This window comes from Aeromicrobium sp. (assembly GCF_050700635.1).
Lineage (GTDB): Bacteria > Actinomycetota > Actinomycetes > Propionibacteriales > Nocardioidaceae > Aeromicrobium.
Genome location: NZ_JBOHDT010000163.1, coordinates 1 through 15,498, shown reverse-complemented (window position 1 = coordinate 15,498; position 15,498 = coordinate 1). Strand labels below are relative to the sequence as shown.

The 15,498-nt window shown below is 66.0% G+C and carries 16 protein-coding genes and 1 tRNA gene; 9 read left to right on the top strand and 8 right to left on the bottom strand.

The window, feature by feature from the left end; all coding sequences use genetic code 11:
- Positions 1 to 459 (top strand): NAD-dependent epimerase/dehydratase family protein (locus ACRDPN_RS12695; protein WP_431448483.1); only part of this gene is annotated, 459 nt, incomplete at its 5' end.
- 21 nt (positions 460 to 480) lie between these two features.
- Here the strand turns inward: ACRDPN_RS12695 and ACRDPN_RS12690 are convergent.
- From ACRDPN_RS12690 to ACRDPN_RS12680, 3 genes are all read right to left on the bottom strand, one after another.
- Positions 481 to 554 (bottom strand) — tRNA-Val (locus tag ACRDPN_RS12690).
- Between the two features lie 147 nt (positions 555 to 701).
- Positions 702 to 1,157 (bottom strand): peroxiredoxin, encoded by a 456-nt coding sequence (locus ACRDPN_RS12685; RefSeq protein WP_431448480.1) that lies wholly within the window; start codon positions 1,155 to 1,157, stop codon positions 702 to 704.
- A gap of 3 nt (positions 1,158 to 1,160) precedes the next feature.
- Positions 1,161 to 1,547, bottom strand: a complete 387-nt coding sequence (locus ACRDPN_RS12680) for a DUF3052 domain-containing protein (RefSeq protein ID WP_431448477.1) — start codon at positions 1,545 to 1,547, stop codon at positions 1,161 to 1,163.
- A 124-nt stretch (positions 1,548 to 1,671) separates the two neighbouring features.
- Between ACRDPN_RS12680 and aceE the strand changes: the two genes are divergently transcribed.
- Together aceE and ACRDPN_RS12670 are read left to right on the top strand one after the other, a co-directional pair.
- Positions 1,672 to 4,452 (top strand): pyruvate dehydrogenase (acetyl-transferring), homodimeric type, encoded by a 2,781-nt coding sequence (gene aceE / locus ACRDPN_RS12675; protein ID WP_431448474.1) that lies wholly within the window; start codon positions 1,672 to 1,674, stop codon positions 4,450 to 4,452.
- 99 nt (positions 4,453 to 4,551) lie between these two features.
- Complete coding sequence (locus ACRDPN_RS12670) at positions 4,552 to 5,610, top strand: phosphatase PAP2 family protein (RefSeq protein WP_431448471.1); 1,059 nt, start codon at positions 4,552 to 4,554, stop codon at positions 5,608 to 5,610.
- Here ACRDPN_RS12670 and ACRDPN_RS12665 read toward each other — a convergent pair.
- Complete coding sequence (locus tag ACRDPN_RS12665) at positions 5,556 to 6,506, bottom strand: alpha/beta fold hydrolase (protein ID WP_431448468.1); 951 nt, start codon at positions 6,504 to 6,506, stop codon at positions 5,556 to 5,558. The two genes, ACRDPN_RS12670 and ACRDPN_RS12665, sit on opposite strands and share 55 nt — an antisense overlap.
- A 40-nt stretch (positions 6,507 to 6,546) precedes the next feature.
- On the opposite strand from ACRDPN_RS12665, the gene ACRDPN_RS12660 reads away from it, so the two are divergent.
- Entirely contained in the window at positions 6,547 to 7,395 is an 849-nt protein-coding gene (locus tag ACRDPN_RS12660) for an acyl carrier protein (protein WP_431448465.1), read from the top strand.
- Here the strand turns inward: ACRDPN_RS12660 and ACRDPN_RS12655 are convergent.
- Positions 7,392 to 7,892 carry a DUF3145 domain-containing protein gene (locus ACRDPN_RS12655; protein WP_431448462.1) on the bottom strand — a complete coding sequence of 167 codons (501 nt, stop codon included), beginning with the start codon at positions 7,890 to 7,892 and terminating at the stop codon, positions 7,392 to 7,394. The two genes, ACRDPN_RS12660 and ACRDPN_RS12655, sit on opposite strands and share 4 nt — an antisense overlap.
- A 154-nt stretch (positions 7,893 to 8,046) precedes the next feature.
- Between ACRDPN_RS12655 and ACRDPN_RS12650 the strand changes: the two genes are divergently transcribed.
- Positions 8,047 to 8,352, top strand: coding sequence for a GNAT family N-acetyltransferase (locus tag ACRDPN_RS12650; RefSeq protein WP_431448459.1), 306 nt, complete (start codon positions 8,047 to 8,049; stop codon positions 8,350 to 8,352).
- On the opposite strand, the gene ACRDPN_RS12645 is transcribed toward ACRDPN_RS12650, so the two are convergent.
- The 3 genes from ACRDPN_RS12645 to ACRDPN_RS12635 are packed head-to-tail and all read right to left on the bottom strand — an operon-like array spanning position 8,349 to position 11,647.
- The gene (locus ACRDPN_RS12645; RefSeq protein ID WP_431448456.1) at positions 8,349 to 8,666 is read right to left on the bottom strand and encodes a hypothetical protein; all 318 of its coding nucleotides are present in this window, start codon (positions 8,664 to 8,666) and stop codon (positions 8,349 to 8,351) included. The two genes, ACRDPN_RS12650 and ACRDPN_RS12645, sit on opposite strands and share 4 nt — an antisense overlap.
- On the bottom strand, positions 8,663 to 11,161 hold the full coding sequence (locus tag ACRDPN_RS12640) for a glycosyltransferase family 2 protein (RefSeq protein ID WP_431448453.1): 2,499 nt from the start codon (positions 11,159 to 11,161) through the stop codon (positions 8,663 to 8,665). The genes ACRDPN_RS12645 and ACRDPN_RS12640 overlap by 4 nt, the downstream gene beginning before the upstream one ends.
- A gap of 60 nt (positions 11,162 to 11,221) precedes the next feature.
- Positions 11,222 to 11,647, bottom strand: a complete 426-nt coding sequence (locus tag ACRDPN_RS12635) for a hypothetical protein (RefSeq protein WP_431448450.1) — start codon at positions 11,645 to 11,647, stop codon at positions 11,222 to 11,224.
- Positions 11,648 to 11,666: 19 nt separating this feature from the next.
- On the opposite strand from ACRDPN_RS12635, the gene ACRDPN_RS12630 reads away from it, so the two are divergent.
- From ACRDPN_RS12630 to ACRDPN_RS12615, 4 genes are all read left to right on the top strand, one after another.
- Positions 11,667 to 12,464, top strand: coding sequence for a sulfotransferase family protein (locus ACRDPN_RS12630; protein ID WP_431448447.1), 798 nt, complete (start codon positions 11,667 to 11,669; stop codon positions 12,462 to 12,464).
- A 689-nt stretch (positions 12,465 to 13,153) separates the two neighbouring features.
- The gene (locus tag ACRDPN_RS12625) at positions 13,154 to 13,438 is read left to right on the top strand and encodes a transposase (RefSeq protein ID WP_431448444.1); all 285 of its coding nucleotides are present in this window, start codon (positions 13,154 to 13,156) and stop codon (positions 13,436 to 13,438) included.
- Positions 13,435 to 14,304: an IS3 family transposase gene (locus ACRDPN_RS12620; RefSeq protein WP_431448441.1), complete on the top strand. Its 870-nt coding sequence runs from the start codon at positions 13,435 to 13,437 to the stop codon at positions 14,302 to 14,304. Before ACRDPN_RS12625 ends, ACRDPN_RS12620 begins: the two co-directional genes overlap by 4 nt.
- Positions 14,305 to 14,589: 285 nt before the next feature.
- Positions 14,590 to 15,012, top strand: coding sequence for a hypothetical protein (locus ACRDPN_RS12615; protein ID WP_431448438.1), 423 nt, complete (start codon positions 14,590 to 14,592; stop codon positions 15,010 to 15,012).
- Positions 15,013 to 15,498 lie beyond the last annotated feature (486 nt).

Here is a 15,498-nt window from a genome sequence, read left to right as displayed (position 1 = left end):
ATCCGCCACCTCGAGGACGTGGCCGTCAAGGCCGGTGGTGCGGCGCTGCGGTACGGCTGGTTCTACGGGCCGGGCGCCACCGACGACCTGGTTGCGCCGGTGCGCAAGCGGCAGTTCCCGATCGTCGGAGGAGGCACCGGCCACACCTCGTGGGTGCATCTCGACGACGCCGCGAGCGCCACCGTCCTGGCCGTGGAGCAGCAGGCGAAAGGCGTGTTCAGCATCGTCGACGACGAACCGGCTCCGGTCAGCGACTGGCTGCCGTACCTGGCCGAGTGCGCGGGCGCGAAGCCCCCGATGCGATTCCCCGTGTGGCTGGCACGGATGCTGGCAGGGGACGTGGCGGTGACGATGATGACCGAGGGACGCGGCTTCTCCAACGCCAAGGCCAAGCGGGAGCTCGGCTGGGAGCTGCGCTACCCCTCCTGGCGCCAAGGCTTCAAGGAGGCGCTGGCATGACCCAAGCCGAGCTTCGGCAGGTGGGCGAAGAGGGGCTCGAACCCCCGACCTTCCGGGTGTAAACCGGATGCTCTGACCAGCTGAGCTATTCGCCCGGGAACACCGCACACTATCGCAGCAACCGGGGGCGCCGGCGTGATAGACCGCAGCCGCCAGGGTCTCGGGTCCCGGGCGGCTGCGGCTGCTCAATCAAAGCGTATCTCACACCACCAATGCAGGCTTTTTCGCAAACTCGACCTAGTTCACGCGAGTGCCGCGAGAGCTTCGCGGTAAGCCCCGAGGTCACGGGCATCATTGATGCCGTGCTCGACCTTCCAGCGCACGATGCCTTGGCGGTCGATCACGGACGTTCCGCGCTCCGCCACGCCGACGTCCTCGTTGAAGATGCCGTACGCGCGAGACACCTCACCGTGCGGCCAGAAGTCGCTGAGAACCGAGAACTCGAGCCCTTGGGCATCGGCGAAGGCCCGGTTGGCGAAGAAGTGGTCGCACGAGACGGCCAGCACCTCAGCACCGTCGAAGTCGCTCATGTGGTCGCGGATCTCGCCGAACTCACCGGAGCAGATGCCACTGAACGCGAACGGGAAGAACACCAGCAACACCGCTGACTCCCCCGTGAACGACGACAGCGAGACTTCCTCGCCGTGCTGGTTCTTGAGGGTGAAGTCGGGAGCAACGTCACCGATGTCGAGCGACATGCCTCACCGCTTGTGCGTGGACAGCTTGGTGGCCGACCACTCCGGCGACGCTGACGACGTCGTGGTGGTGGAGAGGCCGGCGATCGGCGCCGCCTCGACGATGTCGGCACCAGGGACGTAGCCAGGGCGACCCACCTTCGGCGTGATCAGCCAGACGGATCCTCCCTCGGCGAGATCCTGCAGCGAGTCGAGGAGAGCGTCGACGAGGTCGCCGTCTCCGTCGCGCCACCAGAGGATGACGCCATCGACCGCGTCAGAGACATCACCGTCGACCAGCTCACTGCCGCACTGAGACTCGATGGCCTTACGAAGCTCGTCGTCGACGTCTTCGTCCCACCCGAGCTCCTGGATGACGGTGTCGGGGGCGAAGCCCAACCTGCCGGCGTCCAACGGTCCTCCTCGAAGATACGAAATGGCTACCCGGAAGTAGCCCTGCGGCGCTGTTGCCGGTCTCACAGTAGCGAATGCCGCGTGGAAAGATGGAGGGGTCCACAAGACGCGTCAGGAGTTACCCATGCCCACCGGCCCGCCGAGCTCCAGCAGCACCCCGCAAGGTCCCGAACGCCATCCCGTGATCCACGAGGGTTTGCCCACGCAGCTTCCCGACATCGATCCCGAGGAGACTGCCGAGTGGGTCGGCTCCCTCGACCAGATGGTCGACGAGCGGGGTCGGGCCCGCGCGCGCTACGTGATGCTGCGACTGCTCGAGCGTGCTCGGGAGAAGCAGGTCGGCGTGCCGGCTCTGCGCAGCACCGACTTCATCAACACCATTCCGCCCGAGCATGAGCCCTGGTTCCCGGGCAACGAGGCGGTGGAACGACGCATTCGCGCGTTCATCCGCTGGAACGCCGCGGTCATGGTGTCGCGAGCCAACCGGCCGGGTCTCGGCGTCGGTGGCCACATCGCCACGTACCAGTCGGCGGCCAGCCTCTACGAGGTCGGCTTCAACCACTTCTTCCGCGGAAAGGGCCACCCCGGCGGGGGCGACCAGATCTACTTCCAGGGCCACGCCGCGCCCGGTATCTACGCCCGTTCGTACCTCGAGGGACGACTCACCGAGGAGCAGCTCGACCGGTTCCGGCAGGAGCACTCGCACGGACCAGGCAATGGCTTGTCGTCGTACCCGCACCCACGGCTCATGCCGCACTACTGGGAGTTCCCGACCGTCTCGATGGGCCTCGCCGCGATCAACTCGATCTACCAGGCGCGCTTCAACCGGTACATGCAGCATCGCGGCATCAAGGACACCAGCGGGCAACGCGTGTGGTGCTTCCTCGGCGACGGCGAGATGGGCGAGCCGGAGTCGCTCGGCGCCATCGGACTCGCGGCGCGTGAAGAGCTCGACAACCTCACGTTCGTCATCAACTGCAACTTGCAGCAGCTCGACGGGCCGGTGCGCGGCAACGGCAAGATCATCCAGGAGCTGGAGTCGTACTTCCGCGGCGCCGGCTGGAACGTCATCAAGGTGGTGTGGGGACGCCAGTGGGACGACCTCCTCGCTCGCGACGCCGACGGCGTTCTCGTCAACCAGATGAACCGCACGCCCGACGGTGAGTTCCAGACCCTTTCGGTCGAGTCCGGCGCATACAACCGCGAGCACTTCTTCGGGGCCGACCCGCGGCTCGCGAAGATGGTCGAGCACCTCACCGACGAGCAGATCGAGCGGCTCCCCCGCGGCGGCCACGACTATCGCAAGGTCTATGCGGCGTTCGACGCAGCCGTGGAGCACACGGGCCAGCCGACCGTCATCCTCGCCCACACCATCAAGGGCTGGCTGCTCGAGTCGTTCCAGGGCCGCAATGCGACCCACCAGATGAAGAAGCTCACCAAGGACGATCTCAAGGGCTTCCGCGACCGGCTGCAGATCCCGATCTCCGACGAGCAGATCGACGGCGACGACCTCGCGCCGTTCTACCACCCGGGCAACGACAGCGAGGAGATCCAGTACATGAAGGGCCGCCGCGACGCACTCGGCGGTTCGATGCCGGTGCGCAAGCCCGACCCCACGCCGCTCAAGCTGCCCGGCGACGATGTCTACGCCCCGCTCAAGCAGGGCTCGGGCAAGCAGCAGATCGCCACCACGATGGCCTTCGTCCGACTGCTCCGTGACCTGATGAAGGATCCCGAGATCGGCCCGCGGATCGTCCCGATCGCGCCCGACGAGTACCGCACCTTCGGCATGGACTCGATGTTCCCGTCGGCCAAGATCTACAGCCCGCACGGCCAGACGTACGAGTCGGTCGACCGCAAGCTGCTGCTGGCGTACAAGGAGTCGGAGCAGGGCCAGCTCCTGCACGAGGGCATCAGCGAGGCCGGCGCCATGGCATCGACGATCGCCGCCGGCAGTGCGTACTCCACCCAGGGTGAGCCGATGATCCCGATGTACATGTTCTACTCGATGTTCGGCTTCCAACGCACCGCCGACTCGATCTGGTCGATGGCCGACCAACTGGCGCGAGGCTTCCTCATCGGCGCCACGGCCGGACGCACCACCCTCACCGGAGAGGGCCTTCAGCACGCCGACGGCCACTCTCCCCTCATCGCGCAGACCAACCCCGCGATCGTCCACTACGACCCGGCGTACGGCTTCGAGATCAGCCACATCGTCAAGGACGGCCTCGCCCGCATGTACGGCTCCACCGACGAGTTCCCGCACGGCGAGAGCATCATCTACTACCTCACGGTCTACAACGAGCCGATCAGCCAGCCGGTCGAGCCCGACGACCTCGACGTCGACGGACTGCTCAAGGGCGCCTACCTGCTGCGCCGGGCGGACCGGGGATCGATCCAGGCGCGCATCATGGCCTCCGGCGTCTCGGTGCCGTGGGCGCTGAAAGCGCAGGAGATGCTGGCCGAGCGCTACGACGTCGCCGCCGATGTGTGGTCCGTGACGTCGTGGAACGAGATCGCCCGCGACGCCGTCGAGGCCGAGAAGTGGAACCTGAACCATCCCGGCGACCACACACGGGTCCCCTGGATCACCACGAAGCTCAACGATCCCTCGGTCACCGTGGCGGTCAGCGACTACATGCGCGCCGTGCCGGACCAGATCGCACGATGGGTCCCCGGCCCGTGGCAGTCACTGGGCACCGACGGGTTCGGGTTCGCCGACACCAGGGCCGCGGCCCGGCGGTTCTTCCAGGTCGACGCCGAGTCGATCGTCGTCTCCGTGCTCCAGACGCTCGCGCACAGCTCGAAGATCGATCCGGCGGTCGTCCGCGAGGCCTTCACGTCACTGCGGATCGACGATCCCACGGCCGTCCTGGGTGTGAGCCAGGAGGGAACCGACGCCTGATGAACCGGGTCCCGTCGCTGGTCACGTAGGCCGAACGCGTGATCGTCCACACATCGGTCTCTAAGGAGCCGCTCAGAACCGCGCCATAAGATGGTCGCCATGCGTCGATGGCCTTACACCTTCTTGGTGATCCTGTCCGTCGCCGTCGGCATCACGGCCATCATCGCGTCACAGCGTCTCGGGGTACCGCTGCGCGACCCCGACGGATTCCTCGGGCCGGCCTACGTCCGCCTCCCACTGATCGGTCTGCTGTTCTTCGCCGCGGGCATCATTCCGCAGGCGATCCGGCGCGGCGGGCTGAGAGGCAGCCTGAAGAGTGCCCGCACCATCGTGCGAGAGGAGTGGACCTGGCTTCGCGTGGTGAACATCGCCGTTGGTCTTGTCTCGTTCTACGTCTGCTACGTCTCCTACCGAAACCTCAAGAGCTTCCTGCCACTGATCCGTGACGACGTCCTGTACGACCACGACTTGCTGCAGCTCGATCACTTCCTGATGTTCGGCAACAACCCGGCGCCGTTGCTGCACGACTGGCTCGGCACGGACATCGCGGCGCAGATCCTCGCCACCTCCTACCTCGCCTACCTCCCGTTGATTCCGCTCACCCTGGGCCTGGTCCTGACCTGGAGCCGGAACGCCTCCCTCGGCGCCTGGTACGCCACGGCGCTGAGCCTCAACTGGGTCCTGGGCACAGTGAGCTACTACCTCATCCCGACTCTCGGCCCGGCGTTCTTCCAGCCGTCGATGTTCTCCGCGCTGGCCGACTCAGGCGTTTCCGCCCTTCAGACCTCGTTGTTCAAGAACGGGGTCACCTTCATCGAGGACCCCACCGGCGACGACATCTACGGCATCGCCGGCTTCGCGTCGCTGCACGTGTCCGTCGTCGTCACCGCGTGCCTGTTCTTCGAGCGCACCGGGCAGCGCGCGATGATCCGCATCGCGGGGTGGTCCTTCCTGTTCATCACCGTGCTCGCCACGGTCTACTTCGGGTGGCACTACATCGTCGACGACGTCGCTGGCGCGATCATCGGTTGGGCGGCCGTCTCGATCGGCGCCTGGGCCACCGGCAACCGCGGCAGACGCAAACGCCGACTGGCGGAGGACACTCAGCCGGCGACCTCAGAGAGCGAGGCGGAGGACGCGGTTCCGAGCGTCACCTGATCACCGCGGCGCAGCATCGCCCGCCACCGTCCGCGGTGGTAGTGGGCCGGCTCTCGCGTGGCGACGAATTCCTCGACCAACCGCACGATCGTCTCCGGATGGTCCTTGTGCGGGAAGTGCCCTGAATCGGCCAGCACGTGCACGTCCGACCATGCGTGCAGGCGAGCGGTCTCAGCGTGGGTGGGCGGGATGACGCGGTCGTCGGCACCCCAGATGACGAGCACGGGAAGCGCACGGGCGAGGTAGGTGCGGTCGGTCATCGTGACGAACTGCCCGTGCCAGTTGAGGACGTGGCTCGTGGCCCGATGCACCGCACGACGATGTGCGGGGTCGGCGAACGCCGAGTAGATGTACGAGACCTCGTCGAGATCGCGGGCCGCCGGGATGCCGGTGCGTGAGAGCGCACGCAACCCCGCGGACACGAGGGGGCGCCACGGACGAAGGGTCGCCAGCGACACCGCCGCGCCGCTACCGGGAAGGGTGAGGAAGCGGATGAGACGCGTGACGTCGCGCCCGAGCCCGCCGGTCGAGATCAGCACGATGCGCTCGGTGCGCTCGGGGAACTGGTAAGCGAACTGCATGGCCACGCCGCCACCAAAGCTGTGCCCGACGACGGTGACGGAGTCGACGCCGAGGACGGTCAGCAGGTCGCGCATGCCGTTGGCATAGCCGCCGAGCGAGTAGTCGGCGTCCGGCTTGTCGGAGGCACCGTGTCCGAGCAGGTCAGGCGCGATGACGGTGAAGTTCTCGGCGAGTGGGGCGATGACGTTGTCCCAGGTCGAGGAGTCGCAGGCAAGGCCGTGCAGGAGCAGGAGTGCCGGGCCGGAACCGACCCGCCGAAAGGCTCGTCGATGGCCGTGGACCACCTCGTACTGGACGTCGTCGCGGCTGATCATCCGGACATCGTAGGGTAACCCCGGCCGGTAGACTCAGGGAGTGCCCAAGCCCGACGACTCCCGCCTCGATGCGGTTCGCTCTGAGTTGACCGACGTCCTCGTCCAGGTCGTCGGCTGCGCTCCCGAGGACGTCGTCGACAACGCGACGCTCAGGAAGCTCGGAGTCGACTCCCTGGCCATGGTCGAGATGGCCGATGAGCTGGGACCCCGTTTCGACGTCTTCATTCCGGACGACACGGTCAACGGCCTGCGCACTGTGGCCGACACCGTGGCGGCCGTCGCACACCTCGAAGACGATGCCGCACACAGCAGCAAGGACCATCAGGAAGCCGCACCCTCCCCGGTCGCCGAACCGGAGGCGGCAACCGAGCCGACTGTCCCGCTCGACGCGGACGGACGCATGAGTGCGATGAAGCGACTGGCGCTCTGGTTCGCCGCTGTCGGTGCCGTAGTCGGCATCCTGTTCGGGTTCGGTGGTTCGTACCTCGTCAGTGCCACCGGCCTCCGCCCGTCCACCCTTCCGCCTCTGACGCTCCCCACCACGCCCGCGCCCACCACGGCAACACCCACGCCCACCCCGACTCCTGAGCCGAGCGAGGAGGAGACGCCCGATCCCGACCCGACGCTGACGATCGCCAACACCCAGGTCTCACCGGGTGAGCGGTTCACCCTCGAGGGACGGTTCCCGGGCATGCAGGGCGAGACGCTCCAGGTCGAGGTCAAGGCTCCCGGCGAGAAGTGGGACGCGTTCCCGGTCACCGCACGGGCCCGGGGCAACGGGGTGTACCGCACGCAGATCTACACGACCCGCACCGGCGAACGCGAGTTCCGGATGGCCCACCTCGGTTCCAACAAGACGACGCCGGCCGTGTCCGTCCGTATCGGCTAGATCACCTGGTGGAGCCAGCGCACGGGTGCGCCGTCACCGGCATGACGGAACGGCTCGAGCTCGGCGTCCCACGCAACCCCCAGCAGTCCGTCGAGAGCCTGGTCGATCGAGATCTCACCGAGAGCGGCCTTGACGCGGAAGGCCTTGATGCGGTCCTCCGGGATGAGGACGTCGCCGTGCAACCCCGTCATCGCGTGGAAGATGCCCAGTTCGGGTGTATAGCTGTAACGCGCTCCCTCGGAGGTCACGGTCGGTTCCTCGGTGATCTCGAACCGCAGCCTCTCCCAGCCGCGAAGAGCGGATGCAAGTGCGGCGGCGGACCCGACCGGGGCCTGCCAGGAGAGCTCGGCTCGATACGTGCCGGACTCGGCCGGTTGCGCCACCCAGTCGAAGTCGACGGATGCGCCGAGCACTCCGGATGCGGCCCACTCGACGTGCGGGCACAACGCGGACGGCGCGGAGTGGACGTACAAGACGCCACGGGTCGGGATGCTCACGGTGCCTCCTGGTGGTCGAGTATCCGTCTTCCCCAACGTCACTCGTCACCTGGCACCGGCACGCCGGCCTCGCGCCCCCATTCTGCCTCATCCGCCCCACCGCCACCAAGCATCTTGGCATGCTGCGGTTTGAACGGCGTGTGAGGATGGCCGTATGGCGACCGCGGTGACCGACAATCCATCGGCTTCACGCTTCGAGATCACCGTGGACGAGGAGCTCGTCGGGTACCTCGACTACCGCGAGCACCGCGGCGAGTACGCCCTCCCCCATACCCGCGTCTTCTCCCAGTTCGAGGGTCGCGGCCATGGATCGACGCTCGTCGTGCGTGCTCTCGAGGCGATTCGCGACCGACGCGGCACCGTGCTGCCGTACTGTCCGTTCGTCCCGAAGGTCATCCGTGAGCACCCCGAGCTCATCGAGCTGGTGCCGGAGTCCGAACGGGAATCGTTCGGGGTCTAGCGGGACTCGGGGCGGCGGAGCGTCGAGCCGAGCTCCTCGATCAGACCGCTGAGCTCCTTGTGCGTGGCCTGCGACTCGGTGACCACGCGAAGGGCCAGGTTGTCGATCTTGCGCTCCAGGCGTTCGAGATCCGCTTTTCTCCGAGCCTCCTGGCGACGCAGCGTCATCAGGACGATGCCCGTGAGCAGAAGCATCAGCGCGCCGATCAGTCCGAGCGACCAGGGCCACGAGTCGAGGAGAAGGGCCACCACGACAGCCACGCTCGCTGCCCCGGCCAGGGCGGCCGCGAGCTGCTCCTTGCGCGACAGCTTCATCTGTTCTCTCCTTCGAATCCGGCGAGCTCGTCGACCAGCGTCACGGTGGCCTTCTCCGACAGCACCTCACGGCAGAACGCGTAGCCACGTTCACGGTGCTCCATCAGGCGATCCGGATCGGCGGCGAGCGCCTTGAGCTCGTCGTGGACGTCGACGGCAGATGCGTAGACGGCCGCCCCTCCGAGGTGAGGTTGGTAGGCCGGATCGATGACCACCACGGCACCCTCCGCCAGCGCAGCGACAGCGGACCAAGGCAGTTCGGGTCCCCAGGACCGCGAAGGCACGGCGACGAAGACATCGAGCTGGCGGAGGAAGCTCCGCAACGGCGCTGACTCGTCCATGACCAGCCAACCCGGCGGCACCGGGCGCTTCTTCAGCACCGCGTGCACGACGTCGGGATCGGCCCGGAGCCGCACGTCATAGTCGTCGTCCTGCGGCAACAGCCGCCGCAGGGATGCCCAGGACGGACGATCGCGACGCGGCAGCTCGAGCGCGGTGGTGCCGACGATCAGGCGCGACCCGCCTCGCATTCCCGTGTACGGACGAGGTCGGACCTTGGGCACGGCTCGGAGCTGACGTGCAGGCAGGATGTCGTTGATGGCTCCGCAGTCGCGCAGGTCGTCGGCGATGCCGTCGTGTGCCGGCAACCAGACCGGCTCGACCCCGAACATGCGCTTGGCGTTGCGCTCCACGGAAGCCGGGTCGTACGTCTTCCAGTCACCCGTCGGCGCGTGCGGCGGGTGACCCGCCACCACCACCAGCCGGTCGGCGGTCAAGCTCACCGTCTCCGGTGGACGGGTCAGGGCCAACAGCTCGGGATCGGTGACGACCAGCAGACGAGCATGGGTGGGCTCGGTCCAGATCACGAACCGCGTCAGACCGTCCGCCTGCAGCTGCGAGATTTCGTCGCCGATCGGTTGACGGTCCCGGTCGGCGTGGCGCACGGTGGTCGCCTGCGCCACCAGCGTCGACCGACCGGCACCGGCAACAGCCGCGACCTGGGACGCGGACCCGGCATAGCGCTCGATCTTGCTGCGCCAGTCCGACACCCACAGCACGTCGCAGGACGCTGGCGAGGAGTCGCGACCGGTCAGGATCCGGGTGGGCACGGGGACACGGCGAGGAGCGCCGGGCCTGAGGTACGGAGAGGCGCGCCCAGCGACAATCTCGCGATGCCAGTGCCACCGCGCGTAGGCGTATGCGGCACGGACGCCGTGGTGCCAGCCGAAGTCGAACTCATCGCGTGACAGAGACCCCTCGGTCAGCTGGATCAGCACGAGGACGTCGGGAAGGTTGATCGAGGCGTCCGGACCGAAGACCGCAGCGATGCGTTCGTCGAACTCGGTGTCCGCGGACTTGCGCACCTCGTCGAAGCCGCCCAGGGCGTCGATGACGACGTCCTTGCGGAACATCAACGACGCGGCACCGCGACGGAAGGAGTTGTAGCCCACCCTCAACGAGGTCAGGTCGCCGTACACGCGCAGCGCTCGGGCACCGGTGGCGACGAGTCCCAGCGGTTCGAGCAAAGGCGCGACCTGACGCGCGACGCGTTCGGGATGGGCCCAGTCATCGGAGTCCTGGAAGGTGACGAACGTGCCGCGCGAGCGGGCGATCGCATAGTTGCGGATCCGGTATGTTCCGCCGTTCACCGGCATCCGGAGCAGCTGGATCCGCGGATCGCTGGCCACCACCGACTCCAGGAGGCCGTCGAACTCCGGCGGCGAGCAGTCGTCGACCACGAGGATCTCGATGTTGCGCCATGTCTGCGCCACGAGCGAAGCGACCGCGGTGCGGAAGCTCTCGTCCGGCTTGAACGTCGACATGATGATCGTCACCAGAGGTGCATCGGGGTCATCGACCACCAGGGAATCGGGTACATCGACGGTCATTCGGTCGAACGCGTTACCAGGGCCGTCGCCGACTCTGACCGGAAGAAGACCCTGATCGACGAAGCGTTGGTTGAACGCCTCGAGCCAGGCTTCGTGAGTGGCGCCAGGGCGGCCGCGCGTAGGGTGCTCGTACTCCGACCGCAGGATCCACCGCGTGTCCGGGTCGAGGTCTTCCTCGAGAATCTGTGCGACCGAGTCGAACCGCCCGTCCAGGATCTTCGCCTGGCCCTCGATCCGGTCGGCCTCATAGGCCAGGCGGACCGATCCGCGAATCATCCGTACGGCCTGGCTGATGTCAGCCACGTCGACGAAGTCTCCCGTCGGTGTGTTGAGGCCAGCCGTGAGGCGCGCCAAGGACGACAGCGCATACGGGTCGAGTGCAGCGCGTGCCTCCGGCTTCGAGATGCGGCCCTCGAGCAGGTCATGGACGGTGCTGAGGACTCCGTCGTAGCCCATCTCCCCCCGGCTCGCCATCCTGGCCAGGAGATCCGGCGCGTCCTCGTACCGGAACCGCATGCACTCGTCGGCGACCGTCAGACTGCTCTTGCTGATGTGGAGGGCGAGGTCGCGCATGGGTGACGACGCGGTTCGCGACCTGACTGACATGCTCTCCTCGCTGTATCGGTCGATGGATTCTGATCCGTGTGCGCCTGGCATCCTACTGTCTCAGACCTCGTGGACCGTGATCCCTCGGGACTCCCACAGCTCGATGATGTCCGCGCTGTCCTCCCACGCCTCCGAGACCGACCAGCCGTCGGCCTCCAGCTGGTCGAGCATCTCGGCCTTCACGACGTGATCGGGCCGGTAGTCGCCGACGATGCGCATCACCAGCTCGTCGTTGGGAATCTCGTGCGCGACCAGCCAGTCGAGACTGAGGTCGCGCCACACGAACTCGCGCGACGTGACCACGAGCACGGCCTTGCCGGCCGTGTATGCAGCACGGACGGCGGCGGCGACGTCGTCTCGCGGCGGGCAGTCGGCAGACGCGGCGTGGAAGGCTGCGAAGTCGCGATCCTCACCCTCGATGTGGTGGAGGATGCCTGACACGTCGCAGAGGGTTCCGTCGAGGTCGGCGATCACGGCATCCGTCATGACCCGTTAGCCTAACGCGATGGCTCCTTCGCTCCTGGATCGCTTCCGTCGCCGCTCCGAGACCCATTCGGCCGAGGAGCCGGTCGAGGGCGCGCTGCCGACGTTCATCACCATCGGCTGCATGAAGGGTGGCACCAGCGCGCTTCACGGCTACCTCCGAGAGCACCCCCAGGTGGGCATGTCAAAGCCCAAGGAGACGAACTTCTTCAGCAAGCCAGAAGGCCACGATCTCGCCTGGTATCGCTCCCGCTTCACCGAACCTGGCGCGCAGCAGGGCGAGTCGTCTCCCAACTACACGAAGCGGCACCTGTTCGGCGGCGTCGTTGAGCAGATGCATGCTCTGCTCCCCGACATCCGCCTCATCTACCTCGTGCGGGACCCGATCGATCGCGCGATCTCGCACTTCCTCCACAACGTGCACAAGGCCCGAGTGAGCCGAGACGAGTTCGAGGCCTACTTCTCCGACCTCGACAATCCGGCCCTGCTGACGAGTCGCTACCACTGGCAGATCGAGCCGTTCGTCGAGGCGTACGGACTGGACCGTCTCTTCGTCGCGTCGTCCGAGGAGCTTCGTGACGATCGCGCCGCAACGCTCGTTCGAATCTTCGACTTCATCGGGGTCGACCCCGACTTCACTTCACCGAAGTTCGACGTGGAGCGCCACGTCACGTCCAAGAAGCTGCAGGACGTCGGCGAGTCCGTGGAGAAGCCGACGCTGTCACCACAGCAGCACCAGGCAATCGCCGATCATCTGCGCCCCGACATCGACCGCTTCCGTGCCCTCGTCGGCCAGGACTTCGCGCACTGGTCGGTCTGACTCGTCAACGCACGAGAAAAATTCGACGTCTGTGGGGAGGGCGGGGCTCGAACCCGCGACCGAAGGATTATGAGGACGCTTGAGGGTCAGATTCGACCTACCTGACTGAGCCTGAACGAGACGAACGGCGCTCAAGACCAGGGGTTTCATCGTCTGGGGACGTTTGGGGCTTTCGAGCGGTTCCACGACTGCGTGCGGACTCCTTGCGGACTGCTCGACCACATCTGCGCCGTCCCCGATAGCTGCCGAGACCTGGACGCCGGTCGACGGGTCAAGGTTCGAGCTTGCTCGATCGCGTAGCGACGCCGAAGGCGACCTTGACGCGTTGAGCGGCGTCTGGACAATCGGGCGGCGGGGACGGCTTCCACTTTCGCGCGCTTTCATCGGTGCGCGAGGACGGGCGCGCCAGCGCCTGCCCGCAGCGCACTCGCGCCGGAGGCGCGCTTGAACCAGAAAGGAAAGTCATAACCGATTGAGCAGGTGGTTTGTGTGCTCCGACGGGTCACAGCCAGCCGTTGCGGGCGTTGGTTGAGAACTTCTTCGGGATTTCTATGCGGCAGCGTTGATCGGTGGTGTACCTATGACTTACGTCACAGACGCTGGGAGTTGTTTGGGACTGTCCGGCCCCCCGTTTTTCGGTCCATCTTCTGTGTGAGTGCTTCACGATTTGAGAGTGCTCATGGAGGTAAATGATGGCTGCGGCTAAGAGGTATACGACCGAGCAGATCGTGGCGAAGCTGCGTGAGGCGGAGAAGCTCCAGGGTCAGGGGTTGACGATCCCGCAGACCTGCAAGCGGCTTCACATCAGCGACCAGACGTTCTATCGATGGCGGCTGAAGTACGGCGCGCTGAAGGAGGACGAGGCGCAGCGGCTGAAGGCGTTGGAGCAGGAGAACGCCCGGTTGAAGCGGATCGTGGCCGAGCAGGCGTTGGACATCAGCATGTTGAAGGACTTACAGAAGGGAAACTGGTGAGCCCGTCTCGGCGGCGGGCTGCAGTGGCCTTTCTGATGCGTCGGCACCGGGTTTCGGAGCGCCGGGCCTGCACGCTGGTGGGCCAGCACCGTTCGTCGAACCGGTACTCACCGGTGCCCGGTGACTTCGAGACCCGGCTGGTGGAGGCGATGCACAAGATCGCCGAAGCCCATCCGCGTTATGGGTATCGGCGGGTCCATGCGTTGTTGGTCGCCGACGGCTGGGCGGTGAACGTCAAACGCGTCGAGCGGCTCTGGAAACGAGAGGACCTGACGGTCCCGCCACGACGCAAAGATCGTGGTCAGAAGGCAATCGGGACCGACGCATTCTCCGCGTGGGCGATGCCGGCACTCAGGCCGGTGCACATCTGGTCCTACGACTTTGTGTCGGTGCGTTCTGAGCATGGGGCACCGATCCGAGTGCTGAACGTGGTCGATGAGTTCACCCGGCTCGCGCTCGGCTCGAAGGTCGCCAGGTCGATCGGGGCCGCCGACGTCGTCAAGCACCTCGAGCAGCTTTTCGAGATCCATGGCCGTCCGAAACTGATCCGCTCCGACAACGGCCGCGAGTTCATCGCCCAAACGGTCCGCGACTGGCTCACCGACCAAGGCGTCACAGCGGTGTTCATCGCCAAGGCCAGCCCGCAGCAGAACTGCTACGTCGAACGCTTCAACGGCTCGATGCGCGACGAGCTCCTGCACGGCGAGACGTTCCGATCAGTGACCGAAGCGCGAGTCGTGATCGAGAACTGGCTCGACGAATACAACCACCGGCGGCCACACCGCGGGCTCGGAATGAAGACGCCGGCTGTGTTCGCCGCCTACAGTGATCGACGCAACGACGAGTCCAGTGAGAGCAGGCGATGAGAGTGACTACCAACACTCTGACTGGACCAGTCCGACAGCTCGACCGAGCCGCCGGAGAACCCCGAAACTCTCACGCCAAGTGGACCAAACCGCGGGGGCTGGTCAACCTCGTACAAAGCGGCGAAGGAAGCTGGAGACGTCGTGAAGCAGTACGCGGCAGGAGCGAAGGGCACCTTCGATTTCGGCGCAGCCTTTCCGGCTGCTGCGGGGTGCTTCCTCTGATGACGCGCGACGAAATTCCGTCGGCTCAGGGAACACGAATCGGAACCGAAGAAGGACCGACTAATGGAGCGTAGAGACTTCGAGTCCGCATCATTTCGGACCTACTTTGTACTAATCGTCCTGAGCTACACCGTGGCGTTCGTAGCCGGTTCGTTCACGGTCTGGAACCTGGTCATAATCTGGGCGCTCTGCACATCAACTCTTGGGCTGATTCTGATACTGCTCAGGCTCGTGAAGCCGGAATCGGGACCCTCCAGACACGTGGTTAGCCGGGACGAGCTTCGGATCTCGACGATCACCTTCTCGGCGGCAACAATCGGTGGCGCAGTCGTCCTCGCCGTTGGCCTATCAAATGACAGCGATCTTGCCTGGGCAGGTGCAATATCGACGGTGCTCGGGTGTATCGTCTTGTGTTTCTGCTTCCGCGACTGGCGCAGACTGAAACGTGTGGGATCGAACGGCGGTATCGATCCGGCACGTGGATGACCGCCTTCATTCGGTTGTATGGACAAGGGGTCGCTGATCAGTTCCGCCTGCAACCACGGCACGATGAGTGCATGAGAACGGGCCGGAGCCGCCCTGCGTCTCAAGCGCCGTGCCTCACCGGTCAATGGTCCTCATTCGGTTCGGCAGCGTCTGGCGGTCTCGGAACGGTGCCGGCTGGGCTGAACTGATCAGTTTCGTCTCACGATGCGAGAAGTTCGGAACCAATTTCGGGGGCTTGACTGCAACCGAAACGAACGTCGCTGGACGTCCCTGAACTTGGCTGGACGTCCCTGGACGCTTTGCCTCTGATGCGGCTGTGGATGGGGGCGTTGACTTGTCGGTGGGTCCTGCCAAGGTTGTTCGTGCGAACCAATTACACACACAGACTAAGCGGGTAGTTATCCCCGGGGGTCGGCTCCCCACCCTGGCCAGAGAGTGCCATACACACAGACAAGCAGCGCCGTTTCAGACACAGACAAAGAGCAG

Bases quoted from the DNA above. Each gene is read 5' to 3' on its own strand.
- ACRDPN_RS12685 (WP_431448480.1), bottom strand. From the start codon at position 1,157: ATGTCGCTCGACATCGGTGACGTTGCTCCCGACTTCACCCTCAAGAAC.
- aceE (WP_431448474.1), top strand. From the start codon at position 1,672: ATGCCCACCGGCCCGCCGAGCTCCAGCAGCACCCCGCAAGGTCCCGAA.
- ACRDPN_RS12670 (WP_431448471.1), top strand. From the start codon at position 4,552: ATGCGTCGATGGCCTTACACCTTCTTGGTGATCCTGTCCGTCGCCGTC.
- ACRDPN_RS12665 (WP_431448468.1), bottom strand. From the start codon at position 6,506: ATGATCAGCCGCGACGACGTCCAGTACGAGGTGGTCCACGGCCATCGA.
- ACRDPN_RS12650 (WP_431448459.1), top strand. From the start codon at position 8,047: ATGGCGACCGCGGTGACCGACAATCCATCGGCTTCACGCTTCGAGATC.
- ACRDPN_RS12645 (WP_431448456.1), bottom strand. From the start codon at position 8,666: ATGAAGCTGTCGCGCAAGGAGCAGCTCGCGGCCGCCCTGGCCGGGGCA.
- ACRDPN_RS12640 (WP_431448453.1), bottom strand. From the start codon at position 11,161: ATGTCAGTCAGGTCGCGAACCGCGTCGTCACCCATGCGCGACCTCGCC.
- ACRDPN_RS12635 (WP_431448450.1), bottom strand. From the start codon at position 11,647: ATGACGGATGCCGTGATCGCCGACCTCGACGGAACCCTCTGCGACGTG.
- ACRDPN_RS12630 (WP_431448447.1), top strand. From the start codon at position 11,667: ATGGCTCCTTCGCTCCTGGATCGCTTCCGTCGCCGCTCCGAGACCCAT.
- ACRDPN_RS12625 (WP_431448444.1), top strand. From the start codon at position 13,154: ATGATGGCTGCGGCTAAGAGGTATACGACCGAGCAGATCGTGGCGAAG.
- ACRDPN_RS12615 (WP_431448438.1), top strand. From the start codon at position 14,590: ATGGAGCGTAGAGACTTCGAGTCCGCATCATTTCGGACCTACTTTGTA.